The organism is Streptomyces sp. 4N509B, assembly GCF_052245655.1.
In the GTDB taxonomy this organism is placed as follows: domain Bacteria; phylum Actinomycetota; class Actinomycetes; order Streptomycetales; family Streptomycetaceae; genus Streptomyces.
In genome coordinates this window covers 1-20,216 of sequence record NZ_JBQQBZ010000038.1, presented here as the reverse complement: position 1 = coordinate 20,216, position 20,216 = coordinate 1, and the positions used below count along the sequence as shown (strand labels likewise).

At 73.0% G+C, this 20,216-nt stretch carries 18 protein-coding genes and 2 tRNA genes; 16 read left to right on the top strand and 4 right to left on the bottom strand.

Translation table 11 applies throughout. The features are described 5' to 3' along the window. Window positions 1-31 precede the first annotated feature (31 nt). The 4 genes from ACTWP5_RS26600 (at window position 32) to glmS (ending at window position 6,105) form a co-directional block, all read left to right on the top strand. Window positions 32-1,882, top strand: coding sequence for a serine/threonine-protein kinase (locus ACTWP5_RS26600; RefSeq protein WP_443223670.1), 1,851 nt, complete (start codon window positions 32-34; stop codon window positions 1,880-1,882). 88 nt (window positions 1,883-1,970) lie between these two features. Beyond that, the gene (locus ACTWP5_RS26595) at window positions 1,971-3,692 is read left to right on the top strand and encodes a serine/threonine-protein kinase (RefSeq protein WP_443223669.1); all 1,722 of its coding nucleotides are present in this window, start codon (window positions 1,971-1,973) and stop codon (window positions 3,690-3,692) included. Between the two features lie 169 nt (window positions 3,693-3,861). Continuing rightward, the gene (locus tag ACTWP5_RS26590; protein WP_443223668.1) at window positions 3,862-4,134 is read left to right on the top strand and encodes a hypothetical protein; all 273 of its coding nucleotides are present in this window, start codon (window positions 3,862-3,864) and stop codon (window positions 4,132-4,134) included. 150 nt (window positions 4,135-4,284) lie between these two features. Then, a complete protein-coding gene (gene glmS / locus ACTWP5_RS26585) occupies window positions 4,285-6,105 on the top strand; it encodes a glutamine--fructose-6-phosphate transaminase (isomerizing) (RefSeq protein ID WP_443223667.1) in 1,821 nt (606 codons plus the stop codon). Between the two features lie 322 nt (window positions 6,106-6,427). Here the strand turns inward: glmS and ACTWP5_RS26580 are convergent, their stop codons facing one another. Next, window positions 6,428-7,039: a universal stress protein gene (locus tag ACTWP5_RS26580; RefSeq protein ID WP_443223666.1), complete on the bottom strand. Its 612-nt coding sequence runs from the start codon at window positions 7,037-7,039 to the stop codon at window positions 6,428-6,430. Between the two features lie 758 nt (window positions 7,040-7,797). Here ACTWP5_RS26580 and ACTWP5_RS26575 point away from each other — a divergent pair. The 6 genes from ACTWP5_RS26575 to rsgA all read left to right on the top strand — a co-directional run bounded on the left by ACTWP5_RS26575 (window position 7,798) and on the right by rsgA (window position 12,985). Next, window positions 7,798-8,919, top strand: coding sequence for a GlxA family transcriptional regulator (locus ACTWP5_RS26575; RefSeq protein WP_443223665.1), 1,122 nt, complete (start codon window positions 7,798-7,800; stop codon window positions 8,917-8,919). An 80-nt stretch (window positions 8,920-8,999) separates the two neighbouring features. Then, window positions 9,000-9,596, top strand: coding sequence for an oligoribonuclease (gene orn, locus ACTWP5_RS26570; RefSeq protein ID WP_443223664.1), 597 nt, complete (start codon window positions 9,000-9,002; stop codon window positions 9,594-9,596). A 73-nt stretch (window positions 9,597-9,669) separates the two neighbouring features. After that, a tRNA-His gene (locus ACTWP5_RS26565) sits at window positions 9,670-9,745 on the top strand. After that, window positions 9,745-10,467 carry a M50 family metallopeptidase gene (locus ACTWP5_RS26560; protein ID WP_443223663.1) on the top strand — a complete coding sequence of 241 codons (723 nt, stop codon included), beginning with the start codon at window positions 9,745-9,747 and terminating at the stop codon, window positions 10,465-10,467. The genes ACTWP5_RS26565 and ACTWP5_RS26560 overlap by 1 nt, the downstream gene beginning before the upstream one ends. 111 nt (window positions 10,468-10,578) lie before the next feature. After that, window positions 10,579-11,964, top strand: a complete 1,386-nt coding sequence (aroA, locus tag ACTWP5_RS26555) for a 3-phosphoshikimate 1-carboxyvinyltransferase (protein ID WP_443223662.1) — start codon at window positions 10,579-10,581, stop codon at window positions 11,962-11,964. A gap of 4 nt (window positions 11,965-11,968) precedes the next feature. After that, a complete protein-coding gene (gene rsgA, locus ACTWP5_RS26550; RefSeq protein WP_443223661.1) occupies window positions 11,969-12,985 on the top strand; it encodes a ribosome small subunit-dependent GTPase A in 1,017 nt (338 codons plus the stop codon). Here the strand turns inward: rsgA and ACTWP5_RS26545 are convergent. Then, on the bottom strand, window positions 12,934-13,659 hold the full coding sequence (locus ACTWP5_RS26545; protein ID WP_443223660.1) for a TetR/AcrR family transcriptional regulator: 726 nt from the start codon (window positions 13,657-13,659) through the stop codon (window positions 12,934-12,936). The genes rsgA and ACTWP5_RS26545 overlap by 52 nt on opposite strands. Window positions 13,660-13,763: 104 nt before the next feature. On the opposite strand from ACTWP5_RS26545, the gene hisN reads away from it, so the two are divergent. Beyond that, on the top strand, window positions 13,764-14,570 hold the full coding sequence (gene hisN / locus ACTWP5_RS26540) for a histidinol-phosphatase (protein ID WP_443223659.1): 807 nt from the start codon (window positions 13,764-13,766) through the stop codon (window positions 14,568-14,570). Window positions 14,571-14,742: 172 nt separating this feature from the next. Next, a complete protein-coding gene (locus tag ACTWP5_RS26535) occupies window positions 14,743-15,129 on the top strand; it encodes a CBS domain-containing protein (protein WP_443223658.1) in 387 nt (128 codons plus the stop codon). A 132-nt stretch (window positions 15,130-15,261) separates the two neighbouring features. On the opposite strand, the gene ACTWP5_RS26530 is transcribed toward ACTWP5_RS26535, so the two are convergent. Continuing rightward, the gene (locus tag ACTWP5_RS26530; protein WP_443223703.1) at window positions 15,262-16,713 is read right to left on the bottom strand and encodes a catalase; all 1,452 of its coding nucleotides are present in this window, start codon (window positions 16,711-16,713) and stop codon (window positions 15,262-15,264) included. 213 nt (window positions 16,714-16,926) lie between these two features. Between ACTWP5_RS26530 and ACTWP5_RS26525 the strand changes: the two genes are divergently transcribed. The 4 genes from ACTWP5_RS26525 to ACTWP5_RS26510 all read left to right on the top strand — a co-directional run bounded on the left by ACTWP5_RS26525 (window position 16,927) and on the right by ACTWP5_RS26510 (window position 19,650). Continuing rightward, the gene (locus ACTWP5_RS26525) at window positions 16,927-17,346 is read left to right on the top strand and encodes a Fur family transcriptional regulator (protein WP_443223657.1); all 420 of its coding nucleotides are present in this window, start codon (window positions 16,927-16,929) and stop codon (window positions 17,344-17,346) included. Between the two features lie 76 nt (window positions 17,347-17,422). Next, window positions 17,423-17,496: transfer RNA gene (locus ACTWP5_RS26520), tRNA-Met, on the top strand. A 76-nt stretch (window positions 17,497-17,572) separates the two neighbouring features. Beyond that, window positions 17,573-18,730, top strand: coding sequence for an acyl-CoA dehydrogenase family protein (locus ACTWP5_RS26515; protein WP_443223656.1), 1,158 nt, complete (start codon window positions 17,573-17,575; stop codon window positions 18,728-18,730). A gap of 29 nt (window positions 18,731-18,759) precedes the next feature. Further along, window positions 18,760-19,650 carry an acyl-CoA thioesterase gene (locus ACTWP5_RS26510; RefSeq protein ID WP_443223655.1) on the top strand — a complete coding sequence of 297 codons (891 nt, stop codon included), beginning with the start codon at window positions 18,760-18,762 and terminating at the stop codon, window positions 19,648-19,650. 30 nt (window positions 19,651-19,680) lie between these two features. Here the strand turns inward: ACTWP5_RS26510 and ACTWP5_RS26505 are convergent. Then, the coding region (locus tag ACTWP5_RS26505; RefSeq protein WP_443223654.1) for a GNAT family N-acetyltransferase at window positions 19,681-20,216 on the bottom strand (536 nt) is incomplete at its 5' end.

Here is a 20,216-nt window from a genome sequence, read left to right as displayed (position 1 = left end):
GGGGGGCTGTCCGGTGGTGAGGCGGGGAACGGTGCTCGGCCGGCGTTACACGCTGATCGAACAGATCGGCAGCGGGGCGATGGGCGCGGTCTGGCGTGCGGACGACGCCGTGCTGGACCGGCGGGTCGCCATCAAGATCCTCCGCAGCGACCTGCTCAGTGACGTCACCTTCGCGGAGCGTTTCGAGCGCGAGGCCCATGCCCTCAGCACCGTCAGCCACCCCAACGTGGTCCAGGTCCACGACTACGGCGAGGGGCGGCCCGCGTCGGAGGCCAGCGACGAGGGGGAGACGGACTCGCGGCCTGCCTACATCGTGATGGAGCTCGTCAAGGGACGGTCGTTGGACCAGGTCGTCGGCGACCGCACGCTGGCCGCCGACCGTGCCCTGGATCTCCTCGCACAGGCCTTGGACGGGTTGCACGCGGTGCACGCGGAGGGCGTCGTGCACCGGGACGTGAAGCCGTCCAACCTCATGCTCCGCGACGACGGCCGCGTTGTCGTCACGGACTTCGGCATCGCGCTGGATACGACGAAGCCCTCGCTGACCACGCAGGGGGTCATCGGCACCCCCCTGTACATGTCACCCGAGCATGCGGCGGGGCGGGGTGCCGTCCCGGCCTCGGACCTGTACTCCGCCGGTGTCGTGCTCTACCACTTCCTCACCGGTTCCCCGCCGTTCACCGGCGACTCGGCGATGAACGTGATGTACCAGCACGTCAACGAGCCACCACCGCCCCTGCCGCCCACCTTCTCCGAGCCGGTGCGCGCCTTCGTCGCGCGTGCCCTCGCGAAGCGGCCGGAGGACCGTTTCACGGACGCGGCGGCGATGGCGGCGGCCGCCCGCCGCGCCGCCGCCGGCCTGCCGATCGACGGCGACACGCCGCCTCCGCGCCTGCCGCCTCAGTCCGTGCCGCCGGAGGTCCAGACGCGGGGCGACGACAGGCCAGGTCGTCGGCGGGACGACGCGGACCGCAGGCGGCGGCGGTTCCCGGTCGTGCTCCTCGCGCCCCTGGCCGTCGTCGTGAGCACGGTCACCGTCATCTACGTGAACCCACCCGGCGGCTCGCCCCAGACGCTCCCGCCGGGCTCCTCCCCGTCCGCCGTCGTTCCCGACGACGGCGGGGGAGACCCACATCCGGAGGGGGAGCAGTCCGAGGAGGCCTCGACCGCCGGTGAGGAGTCGGGGGAGGAGGACCGCGAGTCCGGCGGGTCGGGGTCCCCCGCGGACGAGGAGAACGGGGCGGACGACGGGGGCGGCGCGACCGGCGGCGGTGGCGACACCGGTGGCTCGGGAGCGAGCGGCGGGAGCGGCGACACCGGTGGCGGCGGGGACACGGGCAGCTCCGGCGGTGGCACGTCGAGCGGCGGCGCGTCGGGTGGTGGCGCCTCGGGTGGTGGCGCCTCGGGTGACGGGGGCGGCGGTGGCGGTGGCGGTGGCGGTGGTGGCGGCGACAGGCCGCCACCCGCCGACGACGGCCCGGCGCCCGGCTGCGGCGGCGACACCTGGGGCCACATCACCAGCGCCGCCGACGGGCAGCGGGTCGGGCTCGCCACCGACAGCCCCGAGGACGGCTCCAAGGTGATCATGGGCGGCGACACCACCCACGGCTGGGTGTCCGTCGCGACGCCCCCCGGCGGGCGGCTGCTGTACGCCTGCGCTCTCAGCGGTCCGGAGCTGACAACAGACGCGAACGACGGGGCGGTCCTCTCCACGGGGTTCGTTGTCGGATGGAACCTCCGCGACGGACCGGGGGACGCCGTGCACCTCGTGCATCCCTTCGATGTGGGAGCCTGCCTGACGAACAACGGCACCGGCAGGCAACTCACCGTCACCACCTGTACCTCCGGCAACGAGCACCAGCTCTGGCGCCTGCCGTCATAGCCGTCCGTCTGGCTGCACCGTGGGTCACGGTGCATGATGTGCGCGGTGTGACGGTCGCAAGCTGGAGCTGGGGAGTAGGGAGCGGGGCGTGGTGGAGCGGGGGACGGTGCTCGGCGGGCGCTACGCGCTGGTGGCGGAGACCGGCCGCGACCGGGCAGGGGTGCTGTGGCTGGCCGAGGACCGCGAGGCCGCCGGCCTGCGGGTCGTGGTGAGGCTGCCGCACCCGGAGCTGTTGGGCGACGCCACCTACGCCGCCGGCCTTCGCCGTGAGGCCGGGGTGCTCGGCGCCCTCGACCACCCGAACCTCGCGCGGGTGCACGCCGTCGGCGAGCACGAGGCCGCCGAGGAGTCCGGCGAGGACGGGCCCTCTCCCCGGGTCGTGTACCTCGTCACGGAGCTGGTCGACGGCCGGCGGTGGGACGAGGTCAGGAGGGACGACGGCGGCACGCTGCCGGCCGAGCGGGCGCTCGGCCTCGTCGCCGAGGCCCTGGACGGGATAGCCGCCGCGCACGAGCGCGGGATCGCGCACCGTGGCCTCACGCCGTCGAACCTGATGCTCCGCGCCGACGGGCGCGTCGCGGTGACCGACGTCGGCGTCGCCCCCGCCGTCCCGCGTGCCGACCGCGCCGCGCCAGCCATGACGGGCCACCCCGGCCGTGTGGACCTCGCCACCGCCCGCTACCTGGCGCCCGAGCAGGCCGAGGGCCGTGGCTCCATGCCGGCCTCCGACCTCTACGCCCTCGGCGCCGTCTGCCACGAGCTGCTGACCGGCGCCACCCCGTTCACCGGTTCCACCCCGGCGGAGGTGATGGCCCGGCTGGCGGCCGAGCCGGCGCCGCCGCTTCCCACCACCTTCCCCGAGCCGGTGCGCGCCTTCCTCGCGACCGCGCTGGCCAGGCGCCCGGAGGACCGGTTCCCGAACGCGGCCGCCATGGCCGCCGCCGCGCGTGAGGCCGCCGTCGGTCTGCCGCGCCGGCACCGGCAGCCGGGCCCGGTCGCGCGCCGCCGTCGTATGTCCCTGGCCATGGTGGCCGCCCTGGCGATCGTGGCGATCACCGCCGCCCTCGTCGTGTACGCCGCCGCGCCGTCGGGCGAACCCGAGGCCACCGCGCCGGAGGGCGTCGGCGCCTCCGCCACGGCGGCCGACGGCGGCGGGGAACGGGAGCCGGACGGGGAACGTTCCGAGCTCCCCTCGTCCACCGCCTCCGACGCCGAGGAGACGACCGGCCTGCCGGGGACGCCCTCGTCCTCGGCGACCGACGGCGAGCAGTCACCCGGCGACGGCGACGACGAGCGGGAGCCGGGCGGCGGCGAGCAGTCCGAGGAGCCCGGGGAGGGCGGCGGGGGAGCGGCGTCCGGCGGCGGGAACGGCGAGGACGAGCCGACGTCCCCACCGGACGACGGCGAGCCCGGCCCACCCTCCGACTGCGGAGGCGACCGCTGGGGCCAGATCACCAGCGTCGCCGACGGCCTGCCGATCGGCCTGGCCGACGAGAACGCCGAGCCGGGCTCGGCGCTGGTCATGGGCGGCCACTCCACCTACGGCTGGCTGCGCACCGACTCCTACCAGGACCTCGACGCCTTCCTGGTCTGCGACGCGGACGGCCCCGCGCTCGCCCTCGACACCTCCTCCCGGGCGATCCTGCTGCCCGCCGAGGTGGGCTGGGAACTCGACGACAGCGCCCCCTCGGGTGCCCACTACCTCAGGGCGTTCGACCAGTGCCTGACGAACAACGGCGCCGGCCAGCAGCTGACCCTCGGCACCTGCGTCCCCGGGGACGCACGCCAGATGTGGCGGCTCCCGGCGTAGGCGCGGGGAGTCGGCGCGCGGCGTGGACGCGCCCGGGGAACCGGCGGGCCGTGGCCCGGACGACGCCAGTCGGGTGAAGGGCAGCGCCGAACAGTCTCATTCGACAGGTCTGTGCCCGATATCGGGCAGGTTTCTTGCGAAAGTGGAGCCGAATCAGCACCATCAGAGGGTGCTCTCGACGAACGGCCATGACGACCTCGTGGACCACCTCGTCCGTTCCACGCCGCTGCGGCGTGGGGAGGCCGCGCGGGTGGTGATGGACGTCCTGGCGTACTTCGACGAGACCGTCGACGAGTTCGTGCGGCGGCGCCACCGCGAGCTGCGGTCGCGAGGACTGGGGAACGAGGCGATCTTCGAGCGGATCGCCGAGGAGCTGTCACGGCGGGCGGTGGCCCCACCGCGCCTGTCGCAGCGGCAGCTTCGGCGGATCGTGTACGGCTGACCGCTCACGGCCGGCGGTCGCCAGCCGGCGGCGGGACGGCAGGGTCGGGACGGCAGGGTGACGGGGCGGCGACGCGCCGGACACCACGCCCGAGCGACGGCGCGGCGGGAGCGCGAGGGACCAGCAGGAGACCAGAGGAGGAGTCTGTCCATGTGCGGGATCGTGGGATATGTCGGTAAACGAGAGGTCGCGCCCCTTCTCCTCGAAGGGCTGCAACGCCTGGAGTACCGGGGCTACGACTCGGCCGGCGTCGCCATCCACTCCAGCGGCAGGGCCGGCGGCATCAAGGCCGTGAAGTACAAGGGCCGCGTCCGCGAGCTCCAGGAACGGATCCCCGCCCGCTTCGCCGGCACCACGGGCATCGCCCACACCCGGTGGGCCACCCACGGCGCCCCCAACGACGTCAACGCCCACCCGCACCTCGACGCCAAGGGCAAGGTCGCCGTCGTCCACAACGGCATCATCGACAACAGCTCCGAGCTGCGCGCCCGCCTCACCGCCGACGGCGTCGAGCTCGCCTCCGAGACCGACACCGAGGTCCTGGCCCACCTCGTCGCCCGCTCCGAGGCCGAGACGCTGGAGGAGAAGGTCCGCGAGGCCCTGCGCCACATCGAGGGCACCTACGGCATCGCCGTCCTCCACGCCGACTTCCCCGACCGCATCGTCGTCGCCCGCAACGGCTCCCCGGTGGTCCTCGGCATCGGCGAGAAGGAGATGTTCGTCGCCTCCGACGTGGCAGCGCTCGTCAGCCACACCCGCCAGGTCATCACCCTCGACGACGGCGAGATGGCCACCCTCAAGGCCGACGACTACCGCACCTACACCACCGACGGCTCCCGCACCGCCGCCTCGCCCACCACCGTCGAGTGGGAGGCCGAGAGCTACGACATGGCGGGCCACGACACGTACATGCACAAGGAGATCGCCGAGCAGCCCGAGGCCGTGGACCGGGTGCTGCGCGGCCGGATCGACGACCGGTTCGCGACCGTGAAACTCGGCGGGCTCAACCTCGACGCCCGCGAGGCGCGCGGCATGCGGCGCGTGAAGATCCTGGGCTGCGGCTCGGCGTACCACGCCGGCCTCATCGGCGCCCAGCTGATCGAGGAGCTCGCCCGCATCCCGGCCGACGCCGAGCCGGCCAGCGAGTTCCGCTACCGCAACCCCGTGGTCGACCCCGACACCCTGTACATCGCGGTCAGCCAGTCCGGCGAGACCTACGACACCCTCGCCGCCGTGCAGGAGCTCAAGCGCAAGGGCGCGATGGTCCTCGGCGTCGTGAACGTCGTCGGCTCCGCCATCGCCCGCGAGACGGACGGCGGCGTCTACGTCCACGCGGGGCCCGAGGTCTGCGTCGTCTCCACCAAGTGCTTCACCAACACCGCCGTGGCCTTCGCGTTGCTCGCGCTCCACCTCGGCCGCATCCGCGACCTCTCCGTCGCCGACGGCAAGCGGATCATCGAGGGCCTGCGCCGGCTCCCCGGACAGATCGAGGAGATCCTCGCCCAGGAGGACCGGATCGCCGAGCTCGCCACCGGCCTCGCGCAGTCCCCGAGCATGATGTTCGTCGGCCGGGTGCGGGGCTTCCCGGTGGCGAAGGAGGCGTCGCTGAAGCTGAAGGAGGTCTCGTACATCCACGCGGAGGCGTACCCGGCCTCCGAGCTCAAGCACGGCCCGCTGGCCCTGATCGAGCCGGCGGTGCCGACGGTGGCGATCATGCCCGACGACGAGCTGCTGGAGAAGAACCGCGCCACGCTGGAGGAGATCAAGGCCCGGTCCGGCCGGATCCTCGCCGTGGCCCACCGGGAACAGCCCAAGGCCGATCACACCATCCTCGTGCCACGCAACGAGCCGGAGCTCGACCCCGTGCTGATGGGCATCCCGCTCCAGCTGCTGGCGTACCACACGGCCCTGGCGCTGGGCCGCGACATCGACAAGCCGCGCAACCTCGCCAAGTCCGTCACCGTGGAGTGAACCGTGGAGTGAGCCGCCCGGCTCCCGCCTGACCGGGCCGGGCCTCCAGCCCGGAGGCCCGGCCCGGCCAGCCCGGAGGAACGAATACGGCGGCCCCCGTGGAGCGCGTGCCACCAAACGCGCTCCCGGGGGCCGCCATCAGGTGCCGGCGTCGCCCATTACGCCGGCTGGAGGAGCCGCCGGTGGGTCCGTCACCTCCCACCGGCGGCCAAAGTCCCCGAGGCCCTCAGGCTCTCACTAGGCGTCTGTACCCCGTTATGCCCATCACAAGCGCACAATCCACACATCACCGCATGCTTGTTTGGTGAATGACCAGTGAGCGCTACGGGATCACGACGACCGGGCGCCGCGCGCGCCGCGCCAGACGGCCGGAGACCGAGCCGAACATCCGCCCGAGGAGGCCGTGCGTGGTGCCGACGACGATGGCGTCGGCCTCGTACTCCCGGCCGACCTCCTCCAGTTCGTGGCAGATGTCCCCGCCACGCTCCAGCAGCACCCACGGCACGTCGGCCAGGTACTCGGAGCACGCGAGCTCCAGGCCCAGCACCTCGGTGCGGTGGTCGGGGATGTCCACGAGGGCGGGAGGCTCGCAGCCGGCCCAGACGGTCGTCGGCAGGCGGTTGGCCACGTGCACGATGATCAGCCCCGAGCCGGAGCGTTTGGCCATGCCAACGGCATAGGCGAGGGCGCGCTCGCTGGAGGTGGAGCCGTCGAAGCCGACGACCACGCCGTGCCGGAAGGAGGGATCTCGCGCCAGCCGCGCGTCCTCGGCGACCTCGGGACGGGAGTCCGCGGCCCCGCCGGAGTCGGGGGAGGAGCGGGGATCGGGAACGGAGCGGGGGTCGGGGACGGAGTCAGGCACGCCCGCCTCGCGGTCGGCGACTCGCCTCGGTCGCCTGCGATCCGCTGGTTCGGGAAACTCGTGTCCAGCCATCGGAACCTCGGCGGTGGGTCAGTGAGGTCGCTCGCGGTGAGAGACCTCGGGTTCGGGCCGGGGGAAACGCCGCCAGGCGGTGAATACCTCCAGCGTACGGCGTCGGCCGCGGGGGACATAGCGGCTGCTCACGGAAGCATGCCGCAGGGCGCGTTGGTCGCCGCCCGTAGTGGCAATGCTACGCGCGGGCATCCAACGGGAGCCCCGGACGTGGTCCCGGAAGCGTGATCGAGCAGCATGCCGCAGCCCGCGGCGCGGCGCAATGCTTTCGCATGCGATCGCATACGACCGCTGTCGCAGCGTGACGGGCGGCCGAGTGGGCGGTGACGCCGCCCGGCTGGCCAGCGAGCGGAGGCATGAGGGGCGCACGGGGCGCACGGGGAGCGCGGGGGGCGAACCGCTGTCGATGGGTCACATTTTCGGCCAACTTCCTCACAGCCACCACACCTTCCTCACGCACCTCGCCAACACCTCGCGCATGCGACGAGATGGCTGGTCCGCGCGCCCCGCGAGCCACGAGCGCGGCGGCGGACGCCCCGCTCGTGACCTGCTGGGCCGTCAGGCGCACTTCCCCCAACTGCTCCTACGTGTAACGCTTCCTGATCGAATGCTTCGCGCCACGTTGTCATGTCGATTAAGCGCCGCGTGATGAATGTGTCCCGCCGAGCTCATCCGACACGTTAGATTCGATCTTGGCAATCACGTCGGGGGAAACGTGCAGGACCGAGAGGATGCGACGACCGAGGGAACTGAGGAGCATGAGCCAGGACCCAACGCACGGCCCCGAGCCCGCCGTCAAGCTCGCTGCACGGCGCCGCCGCGAGATCGTCGCGGTACTGCTGTTCAGCGGCAGCCCCATGTTCGAGAGTTCCATCCCGCTCTCCGTCTTCGGAGTCGACCGTCAGGACGCCGGGGTGCCGCGCTACCGCCTGCTGGCCTGCGCGGGCGAGGAGGGGCCGCTCCGGACGACCGGCGGTCTCGAGTTGCGTGCCCCGTACGGCCTCGGCGCGGTCTCCCGCGCCGGCACGGTCATCGTCCCCGCCTGGCGGTCCATCACCGGGCCGCCGCCCGCGCCCGCGCTCGCCGCGCTGCGTCGGGCCCACAGTGAGGGGGCGAGGATCATCGGGCTGAACACGGGCGCCTTCGCGCTCGGCGCCGCCGGCCTGCTGGACGGCCGCCCGGCGACCACGCACTGGATGTACGCCCCCACGCTCGCCAAGCGCTACCCCTCGGTCCACGTGGACCCGAGAGAGCTCTTCGTCGACGACGGCGACATCCTGACCTCGGCCGGCACCGCCGCCGGGATCGACCTGTGCCTGCACATCGTGCGGCAGGACCACGGCCCCGAGGCCGCCGCCGCGCTCGCCCGCCGGCTGGTGCTGCCGCCCCGGCGCGGCGCCAACGGCTCGCCCGAGCCGGCGCACCGCCACCTCGACAGATCTTTACCAGAGGACATCGGCGCCGACCCGCTGGCCGAGGTCGTCGCCTGGGCGCTGGAGCACCTCCACGAGCAGTTCGACGTGGAGGCGCTGGCCGCGCGCGCGTACATGAGCCGACGGACGTTCGACCGGCGCTTCCGCGCCCTGACTGGGAGCGCTCCCCTTCAGTGGCTCATCACCCAGCGCGTGCTCCAGGCGCAGCGTCTGCTGGAGGTCTCCGACTACTCGGTGGACGAGGTCGCCGGCCGCTGCGGGTTCCGTTCCCCCGTGGCGCTGCGCGGCCACTTCCGCCGCCAGCTCGGCGCCTCCCCGGCCGCGTACCGGGCGGCGTACCGGGCCCGTCAGCAGGACCGCCAGCACGACGGGGCGAACCGCGTGAAGCCGCTCACCGACGGTTACTCGCCACGGCTGCCCGGCCAACGGGGGCGCCCGACACCGTAGCGCGAGGGGGGAACAGCCACGCCCCGGAGTGGTGCGAGCGCGGGAAGTGACGGGCCGCGGTCGCGGCGTAGGGTGTCCGCATGAACGATCGCATGGTGTGGATCGACTGCGAGATGACCGGCCTGTCGCTCAGCGACGACGCGCTCATCGAGGTGGCCGCGCTCGTCACCGACTCGGAGCTGAACGTGCTGGGCCAGGGGGTGGACGTGGTCATCCGCCCGCCGGCCGCCGCTCTGGACTCGATGCCGGAGGTGGTCCGCGCCATGCACACCGCCTCCGGTCTCCTCGACGAGCTCGACGGTGGCGTGACCATGGCCGAGGCGGAGCAGCGGGTGCTGGAGTACGTCACCGAGCACGTCCCCGAGGCCGGCAAGTCCCCGCTGTGCGGGAACTCCGTGGGCACCGACCGCGGCTTCCTCTCGCGCGACATGCCGCGCCTGGAGTCCCACCTCCACTACCGTGTGATCGACGTCTCCTCCGTCAAGGAGCTGGCGCGCCGCTGGTACCCACGGGTGTACTTCAACAGCCCGGAGAAGACGGGCAACCACCGGGCGCTCGCCGACATCCGCGAGTCCATCGCCGAGCTGCGGTACTACCGCGAGGCGGTCTTCGTCCCGGCGCCGGGCCCCGACTCCGACGAGGCCCGACGCATCGCCGCCCAGCACGTCCTGCGGTGACCCGGAATCGCGGCGCTCGCACCCCGTAGGACCATGTACCATCAGACGCACCGGCTTCCCGGAAGCCGGCATGGTGGGCGTAGCTCAGTTGGTAGAGCACCTGGTTGTGGTCCAGGTGGCCGCGGGTTCGAGTCCCGTCGCTCACCCCATGGACATGCTGGACACCGCCGATCTCGGCGAGTTGTGGGACCGCGTCACGGGGACCCAGCCTGATCCCGAGCGGTGGCTGGTGCTGGTCACCGCTGCGGTCGCCCTTCTCGTGGTCGCGCAGCGCACGGTCTGGCTGCTGGCGCGGAACACCATCACCATCGCCCACGAGGGCGGTCACGGCCTGGTGGCGCTGCTCACGGGCCGCACCCTCTCCGGCATACGCCTCCACTCCGACACCTCGGGGCTCACCGTCTCCCGCGGCAAGCCCACGGGGCTCGGGATGGTCCTGACCTCCGCCGCCGGGTACACCGCGCCCTCCCTGCTCGGTCTCGGCGGCGCCGCGCTGCTGGCCTCCGGCCGCATCACCGCGCTGCTGTGGGGCGCGGTCGCCCTGCTGCTGGCGATGCTGGTGATGATCCGCAACGCCTACGGCGTGCTCACCGTCGTGCTCACCGGCGCCACCTTCCTCCTCGTCTCCTGGCTCACCGAGCCCGAGGTGCAGGCCGCCTTCGCCTACGGCGTGGTGTGGTTCCTGCTGCTCGGGGGCGTGCGACCGGTGATCGAGCTCCAGGCCAAGCGCCGGCGTGGCGCGGCCCGCGACTCCGACGCCGACCAGCTGGCCCGCCTCACGCGGGTGCCCGGCCTCGTCTGGGTGTTCTTCTTCCTCGCCGTCACCGTGACCTGCCTGGTCGGGGGCGGCAGCTGGCTGCTGGAGACCTGACGGGCGCCGTGGCGGCTCGTCGTCGAGCCGGCCTGCGCCCTGTGCTCCGCGACGCCACGCACCGTGACCTGACCCACGAGGATCGGGAGGGGAGGCCCTAGAGTGAGTCGTATGACCGAGCATCACGACGCGCACGGCGACGCCTCCGCTCTCTGGCCCGCGCCGCTCGCCTCCGGCGGGGTGGACGCGACCGTGACCGTGCCCGGGTCGAAGTCCGTCACCAACCGGGCGCTCGTCCTCGCCGCGCTCGCCTCCGACCCCGGATGGCTGCGCCGCCCGCTGCGCTCCCGGGACACGGTGCTGATGGCCGACGCGCTGCGCTCCCTCGGCATCGGCATCGAGGAGATGGCGTCGTCGTCCTCGTCCGCCTCGGCCGCCTCCGGCGTCACCGGGATGCCCGAGGGCCGCGGCGAGGCGTGGCGGATCATCCCCGGCAGCCCCCAGGCGCCCGCCACCGTGAACGTGGGCAACGCGGGGACCGTGATGCGCTTCCTGCCGCCGCTGGCGACCCTGGCCGAGGGGCCCGTCCACTTCGACGGCGACCTCCGCGCCCGCGAACGGCCCGTCGGCGCCCTGCTGGACGCCCTGCGCGCCCTCGGCGCCCGCGTCGACGACGACGGCCGCGGCCGCCTGCCGGCCACGGTCCACGGGGCCGGCTCGCTCGACGGCGGCCGGGTGGAGGTGGACGCCTCGTCCTCCTCGCAGTTCATCAGCGCGTTGCTGCTGTCGGCGCCGCGCTTCAACCAGGGCGTCGAGGTGCGGCACGTCGGCCGCTCGCTGCCGTCGACGCCACACATCCGGATGACCGTGGACATGCTGCGCCGCGCCGGGGCGCAGGTGGACGCGCCGGACTCGGGGGGCGAGCCGAACGTGTGGCGGGTGACGCCGGGCGCGCTCCTCGGCCGTGACCTGGTGGTCGAGCCCGACCTGTCCAACGCCCAGCCGTTCCTGGCCGCCGCCCTCGTGACCGGCGGGCGCGTCACCATCCCGGACTGGCCCGCCCACACCACCCAGCCGGGGGACGCGCTGCGGGAGATCCTCACCGCCATGGGCGGCGACTGCACGCTGGACGAGCAGGGCCTGACGTTCACCGGCAGTGGCCGGATCAACGGCATCGACGTCGACCTGAAGGACGTGGGGGAGCTGACTCCCGGCATCGCGGCCGTCGCGGCGCTCGCCGACGGCGAGTCCGTGCTGCGCGGCGTGTCTCATCTGCGGCTGCACGAGACGGACCGCCTCGCCGCGTTGACCAGGGAGATCAACGCGCTGGGGGGTGACGTCACCGAGACCGACGACGGCCTGCGGATCCGCCCCAGGGAGCTGCACGGCGGCGTCTTCCACACCTACGACGACCACCGGCTGGCCACCGCGGGCGCGGTGCTCGGCCTGGTGGTGAAGGACGTCGAGGTCGAGAACATCGCCACCACGGGCAAGACCATGCCCGGCTTCCCCGAGCTGTGGCAGGGCATGCTCGCGGGGGCCGGAAGCAGAGCCTGACACCATGCGGCGGTACGGCAAGCACACCGACGAGGACGACGTGCGCGTCCGGGCCAGCCGCCGCGGCAGCAAGCCGCGCACGAGCCGCCGCCCGACGCACGCGGACGCCGCCGAGGGCTTCGTGACCACCGTGGACCGCGGGCGCGTCACCTGCCTGGTCGAGGACCGTGTCGTCGTGGCGATGAAGGCGCGTGAGCTGGGCCGCAAGGGCGTGGTGGTCGGCGACCGGGTGGCGCTGGTGGGGGACCTGACGGGCCGTAGGGACACGCTGGCGCGGATCGTGCGGGTCGAGGAGCGCGCCTCGGTGCTGCGGCGGACGGCCGACGACACCGACCCGCACGAACGGGTGGTCGTCGCCAACGCCGAGCAGCTCGCCATCGTCACCGCGCTGGCGGACCCCGAGCCCAGGCCCCGGCTGATCGACCGGTGCATGGTGGCGGCCTTCGACGCCGGCCTCGAACCCCTGCTGATCCTCACGAAGGCCGACCTGGCCCCGGCGGAGCCGCTGCTGGCGACGTACGCGCCGCTCGGCGTGCGACACGTGGTGACCAGCGCGGAGACCTTCGGCACGGAGGCGGGGCGGGAGGCGGTGGCGCGGGTGCACGCGCTGCTGGCGGGCCGGGTCACCGTGTTCGTCGGCCACAGCGGGGTGGGCAAGACCACGCTGGTCAACGCGCTCGTGCCGGGCCGCGAGCGGGCGACGGGCGCGGTGAACGCCGTCACCGGCAGGGGCCGTCACACCACGGTGTCGGCGCTGGCGCTGCCGCTGCCGGGCGGCGAGGGCTGGGTCGTCGACACGCCGGGCGTGCGTTCCTTCGGGCTCCACCACATCGAGCCCTCACGCGTCATCCACGCGTTCCCCGACCTCGAACCGGGCACGGCGGACTGCCCCAGGGCGTGCAGCCACGACGAGCCGGACTGCGCGCTCGACGCGTGGGTCGAGGCGGGGCACGCCGAGCCGGCACGGCTCTACTCGCTCCGCCGGCTGCTGGCCACCCGCGAGCGCCGCGAGGGCGACTGAGCGGCGGCCCGCGCCGGCGCGGCGGCGACGGCGGACGGGGCCGGCGCGTGCCAGCCGGCTCGGGGCGGCACGACCCGGCCCGCGGCGGGGCCGCCCGGCGCGGGCGCCACGATGTGGGAGAGCGCCAGCCGGATGGTGGTCTCGCAGCGCCCGGCCAGCTCCTCGCCCGAGCCGTCCCCGCCGCCCGGGGTGGCTCCCGTGACGTCGCCCGGCGCGTCCCCGGCGCGGGCGGGGGGCGCGAGCACGCTCAGCGCCCGGTCGCGCAGCTCGGCCACGAGCGCGCCGGGCTGTCCCGGGCACGGGGGGAGGTCGGCGCTGTGGCAGCCGGTCAGGGTGGCCCGCACGAGCCGGTCGCGTCGGGCGGCGCGCAGCAGCCACGCGGCCATCCAGTCGGCGGCCAGCGCCAGCCGCTCCTCGCCGCCCGCGTCGTCGGCTCGGACGGGGGCGTCGTCGGCGAGGCTGCTCAGGCCGGCGGTGAACCCGTCGAGGAACCGGGCGACCTGCCGCTCCACGAGGGCGGCGCCCAGCCCGGCCTTGTCGCCGAACTCGTTGTACAGGGTCTGCCGGGAGACGCCGGCGGCGGCGGCGACCTCGACCATCCGCACCACCGGCCACGGGCGGTGCTCGACGGCCTCCCGGGCGGCCTCCAGCAGGACTTCACGCGCGGTGGGCATCGTTGCCTCCTCGCCTCCAGGTACGGCTCTGCCTGGTGCCGGACAGGATTGACGGGGCCAGAAGGGGTGTCAAGACGGCCTGCCGGCCGATTACTGTTCTCGGCATGGCATCCGGCAAGGGCGACTACCACGATGATCTGCGGCTCGCGCACGTGCTGGCCGACGCGGCGGACGCCGCGACCATGGCGCGGTTTCGGGCACTGGATCTGAAGGTCGCGACGAAGCCGGACATGACGCCGGTCAGCGAGGCCGACCAGGCCGCCGAGGAGCTGATCCGCTCCTCCCTCCAGCGCGCGAGGCCCAGGGACGCGGTGCTCGGCGAGGAGTACGGCAGCGAGGGGCACGGCCCGCGGCGCTGGGTGATCGACCCGATCGACGGCACCAAGAGCTACGTGCGGGGCGTGCCCGTGTGGGCCACGCTGATCGCCCTGGTGGAGCTGGGGCGGGGCGGGGAGCAGCCGGTGGTGGGGGTCGTCTCGGCGCCGGCGCTCGGCCGCCGCTGGTGGGCGGTGCAGGGCGGCGGCGCGTACACGGGGCGCAGCCTGCACTCGGCGACCCGGCTGCACGTCTCCAGCGTCGCGCGGATCGAGGACGCCTCGTTCTCGTACTCCTCGCTGGAGGGCTGGGAGGAGCGCGGCGCGCTGGAGGGGTTCCTGAACCTGACGCGTGCCTGCTGGCGGACCCGGGCCTACGGGGACTTCTGGTCGTACATGATGGTCGCCGAGGGGTCGGTGGACGTCTGCGCGGAGCCCGAGCTGTCGCTGTGGGACATGGCGGCGCCGGCCGTGGTGGTGCAGGAGGCGGGGGGCCGTTTCACCGGTCTCGACGGGCGGGACGGGCCCTACGGCGGGAACGCGGCGGCCTCCAACGGGCTGCTCCACGACGCGTTGTTGGGGTACCTGGGCGACTGACGCCCGGTCCACGCCCGGCCGATGGGGACGGGTGTTCTCGGTTTCGCCCGATTTCGTGGTACCGGCCCCCTTGTTGGGGGAGAGGGGTCATGTGAGCATGAGAGTCCCCCTGCTTGTGACTTTGTGAATCCTCTCTCAAGGGAGCGGGCTTCACGTCGGAGGTGACCGAAACATGCTCGTTCGCGACGCCATGACCAGCGTCATCCTCACCATAGGTCCCGACCACACGCTTCGTCAGGCCGCCAGGCTCATGTCCGCCCGCAAGGTCGGCGCGGCGGTCGTCCTCGATCCCGACACCAGCGGCGTCGGCATACTGACCGAACGCGACGTTCTCAACTCCGTCGGCCTGGGGCAGGACCCCGACCTGGAGCGGGCCGGCTCCCACACCACCTCGGACGTGGTGTTCGCCGCGCCCCAGTGGACCCTGGCGGACGCGGCGTACGCCATGACCCAGGGTGGCTTCCGCCATCTGATCGTGTTGGAGGGCTCCGAGCCGGTCGGCGTGGTCTCGGTGCGCGACATCATCAGCTGCTGGACACCCGTGCTCAGCGAGGTGTAGCCGGCTCGCCGCGCGACGCCGGGCCGGTGGGCGACGACGCGGCGGGCCGGAGATAAGGAAAGGGCCGGAGCGGTCGGTCACCTGAAGGGAAGGTGGCCGGCCGCTCCGGCGATACGGCGAGCGGTTGCTCCCTCAGCCGCGAAGGGCCTGAACCGCGGCTGCCAGCCGCTTGCCGTAGTCCTCGTCCGCCTTGCGGAAGTTCTCGATCGCCCGCTCGGCGATGTCGTCGCGGGAGACCTGCGAGATGGCCCCGGCGAGGTTGGCGATCAGTCGCTCCTGCTCGTCCGCCGACATCAGTCGGTAGAGGTTGCCCGCCTGGACGAAGTCGTCGTCCTCGGCGTGCGAGGGGGCGACGTGGTCCCCGGTGACGCCGGTCAGGGCGACGGGGCTCCACAGCGGACGGTCCGTCTGGCTCGGGCCGCCGAAGCTGTTGGGCTCGTAGTTCTTCGTGCCGCCGTGCCGGCCGTCGTACCCGAGGCCGTCACGGCTGTGGGTGCGGGCCTCGGTGGCGTGCGGCCGGTTCACCGGCAGGTGGTCGGCGTTGATGCCGACGCGGTACCGGTGGGCGTCGCCGTAGGCGAAGAGCCGGCCCTGGAGCATCTTGTCGGGCGAGGGGCCGATGCCCGGCACGAAGTGGTGCGGGGAGAAGATCGACTGCTCGACCTCGGCGAAGACGTTCTGCGGGTTGCGGTTGAGCTCCAGCCTGCCGATCTCGATCGGCGGGTAGTCCGCGTGCGGCCAGACCTTGGTCAGGTCGAACGGGTTGAAGCGGTACGTCGCCGCGTCGGCCACCGGCATGATCTGCACCTGGACCGTCCAGCTCGGGTACTCGCCGCGCTCGATCGCGGTGCGCAGGTCCCGCTGGTGGCTGTCGGGGTCACGGCCGGCCAGCTCGGCGGCCTCCTCGGCGGTGAGGTTCCGGATGCCCTGGTCGGTCTTGAAGTGGTACTTGACCCAGAAGGCCTCGCCGGCCTCGTTGGTCCACTGGAAGGTGTGCGAGCCGTACCCGTTCATGTGGCGGTAGGAGGCGGGGATGCCGCGGTCGCCGAAGAGCCAGGTCACCTGGTGGGTCGACTCCGGGGACAGGCCCCAGAAGTCCCAGACGTTGTCCGGCTCCTGCGAGCCGGTGTACGGGTCGCGCTTCTGGGTGTGGATGAAGTCGGGGAACTTGATCGCGTCCTTGATGAAGAAGACCGGCGTGTTGTTCCCGACGAGGTCGTAGTTGCCGTCCTCGGTGTAGAACTTCAGCGCGAAGCCGCGCGGGTCGCGCACGGCGTCGGCGGCGCCGAGGTTCCCGGCGACGGTGGAGAAGCGCAGGAAGACCTCGGTCTCCTTGCCGATCTCGGAGAGGAACCTCGCCCTGGTGTACGGAGTGACGTCCGCCGTGACGGTGAACGTGCCGTACGCGCCGGCGCCCCGAGCGTGCACGACCCGCTCGGGGATGCGCTCACGGTTGAAGTGAGCCAGCTTCTCGATGAGGTGCTGGTCCTGGATGAGGACGGGCCCACCGACGCCTGCGGTCTGGCTCTGCTGGTTGTCGGCGACCGGGGCACCGGCCTCCGTGGTGAGCGGTCCTGTCACGATCTGGTCGGTCATGATCTTCCTGTACGCCCCTTGTGTCGGTGTCGCGGGTGGCTGAGCCTGATCAGCGCTGAGCCTGTCCGGAGTCCGTCCGGTGGGGTCGCCCCTGGCTCCCGTTCGACGGTATCCTATGTTAGACATTGTCTAAGTCAAGACGGCGCCGGAAAAGATGGGCAATCTGTTCGAACTCGTCCGCCAGGGCTAGAGTGGATAGCTATGAGTGACTTGCTTCAGCGTCTGCGCGACCGCGGCTGGCGGCTCACCGCGCAGCGGCGGGTCATCGCCGAGGTGCTGGACGGCGAGCACGTTCACTTTACGGCCGACGAGATCCACGCCCGCGCCGCCGCGCGCCTGCCCGAGATCTCGCGCGCCTCGGTCTACAACACCCTGGGTGAGCTGGTCGCCCTCGGTGAGGTGATGGAGGTCACCACCGACGGCCGCGCCAAGCGGTACGACCCCAACGCCCACCATCCCCACCAGCACCTGGTCTGCTCCGGCTGCGGCACCATGCGTGACGTCCACCTCACCGGTGACCCCATGCGCCACCTGCCGCGCGAGGAGCGGTACGGCTTCACCGTCGCCGAGGTCTCCGTCACGTACTACGGGCGCTGCCCCGCGTGCGTCGGCGGTGGCTGACGCGACTGCCGGCGTGGCACGGGGCGGAAGCGATTTGCAACGTCGCGCCGTGGTGGCCTACAGTAAAGGCACCCGACGCGGGGTGGAGCAGCTCGGTAGCTCGCTGGGCTCATAACCCAGAGGTCGCAGGTTCAAATCCTGTCCCCGCTACTCGAAGTCCGAGGCCCGGATCCCCAGGATCCGGGCCTCGGTGCATGATGACGACCATGGCGCCAAGGGAGGCACCGTGCGGCGCACCATCCTCACCGCCGAACACGAGGCGTTCCGTCAGATGCTCCGCGCGTTCGTCGCCGAGGAGGTCGTCCCGGTCTACGGCGAGTGGGAGCGGCAGGGCCACGTCCCCCGGGAGTTCTACAAACGCCTCGGGGAGCTCGGGATCTTCGGCATCGAGGTGCCCGAGGAGTACGGCGGCGCGGGCCAGCGGACCCTCACCTACCAGGCCGTCGTCAGCGAGGAGCTGTGCCGGGCGGGCGTCAGCTTCGGCGGCTCCTCCGTCCACGCCGCGCTCTGCCTGCCGTACCTCCTGGCGCACGGCACGCCGGAGCAGAAGCGGCGCTGGGTGCCGCCGGCCGTGACCGGGGAGCTGATGACCGCCATCGCCATGACCGAGCCGGGCACCGGCTCCGACCTGGCCGGCATGTCCACCACCGCCACCCTCTCCGAGGACGGCGGGAGCTACGTGCTCAACGGCGCCAAGACGTTCATCACCGGCGGCCTCCAGGCCGACCGGGTGCTGGTGTGCGCCCGCACCTCCCCTCCGACGCCCGAGGACCGGCGCGGCGGCATCACGATCCTCGTGGTCGACGCCCGCAGCGAGGGCTTCACCGTCGGCCGCACCCTGGAGAAGCTCGGCCTGCTGGCCTCCGACACCGTGGAGCTGTCCTTCAGCGACGTGCGGGTGCCTGTCACCGACCGCCTGGGCGAGGAGGGGCACGCCTTCTCCTACCTCGCGCGGCACCTGCCGCGCGAGCGGTTGACCATCGCGCTGCTGGCGCACGCGCAGGCGTCCGCCGCGCTGGAGTTCACCCGGGCGTACGTGGCGGAGCGCACCGTCTTCGGCAGGCCCGTCGCCGCGTTCCAGAACACCAAGTTCGTCCTCGCCGACTGCCAGGCCGAGGTGGCCGCGATGCGGGCGCTGGTCGACCAGGCGTTGACCGCGTACGACACGGGGGAGCTGACCGCCGCCGACGCCGCCACCGTCAAGCTGCACGTCACCGAGCGCTCCGCCCACGTCGTCGACGCCTGCCTCCAACTCCACGGCGGCTACGGGTACATGCGCGAGTACCCGATCTCCCGGCTCTACGCGGACAACCGCGTGACGCGCATCTACGGGGGCACGAGCGAGGTCATGCGCACGATCGTGGCGAAGTCCCTCGGTCTCTGACGTCCGGGGCGGTGGTGGACAATCGCCCCATGGACGCTACTCTCCAGTATCTTCTCGGCCTGCTCGACCTCGAACGCCTGGAGGAGAACATCTTCCGCGGCCGGAGCCACGAGTGGATCGTGCCCCGAGTCTTCGGCGGGCAGGTCGCCGCACAGGCGCTCGTCGCCGCCTGCCGCACCGTCCCCGGCGACCGTGCCCCGCACTCGCTGCACTCCTACTTCCTGCGCCCGGGGGACCCCGGCGCGCCCATCATCTACACGGTCGACCGCATCAGGGACGGCCGCTCCTTCACCACCCGCAGGGCCGTCGCCATCCAGCACGGCCAGCCGATCTTCCACCTCTCGGCCTCCTTCCAGCGGGCCGAGGAGGGGCTGGAGCACGCGGAGGCCATGCCCGAGGCCCCCGACCCCGAGACGCTGCCGCCGGCCGACCAGACGCTGCCGCGCTACCGCGACCAGCTCGTGGACCCGCGCCTGGTCGAGCTGCTGCTGGAGGCGCGGCAGGCCGTCGACCTGCGGTACGTCAACGAGCCGCCGTTCGCCACGGCCGGCCGGCCGCGCGAGCCGCACAGCCAGGTCTGGTTCCGCGTCAACGGCAAGCTCGACGGCGAGTACGACGACCCGATGCTCCACATCGCGCTGAGCACCTACGTCTCGGACATGACGCTGCTGGACTCGATCCTCCTCGCCCACGGCCGGGGCGGCTGGATGGTCGGCGACATCGTCGGCGCCAGCCTGGACCACGCCATGTGGTTCCACCGCCCGTTCCGCGTCGACGAGTGGCTGCTGTACGACACCACCTCGCCCACCTCGCAGGGCGGCCGTGGTCTGGCGCACGGGCGGATCTTCACGCGGGACGGGAGGCTCGCGGTGTCGGTGGTGCAGGAGGGGCTGATGCGGGTGCCCCGGGAGCAGGGCTAGCCAGGCTGGCGCGGCAGCCGGACTGGCGCGTCAGCCGGGCGGGCCGGGCCGGCGGGGCCCCGGGAGGGGGCGGTGCCAGGTGGTCCACAGCGGGCGGTAGCCCTGGCGGTGCCAGAACGGGCCCGAGAGCGGGTTGAGCGCGGCGTAGTGCAGGAGGGTGAGGGGGGAGCCCGCCTCGGCGAGCGCGGTGTGGGCCGTGTGGGCCAGGGCCGCGCCGACCCCGGCGCCGCGGTGGGCGGCGGTGACGACCATGTGGGTGACGTAACCCGGTCGGTCGGCCGAGGTGAAGCCCGTCACCCAGTCGGCCTGGTGGGGCGGCTCCACCGCGATCATCCCGACGGGGGCGCCGTCGCGGCCCTCGGCCAGCCACATCCAGGGCCGTTCGCGGGCGAGGGCCTCGGCCAGCCGGTGACGGATGTTCCGCTCCGCGCTGGGCCTGAGCCAGGTGGAGCCGAACTGGGCGTCCCAGCGCAGCTCCTCCAGCCACAGCCGGGTGGCGTCCTCGGTGTCGGCCTCGGTCAGGGGGCGGACCGGCACGCCGGTGGTGGGCGGGCGGGAGGGGTGAG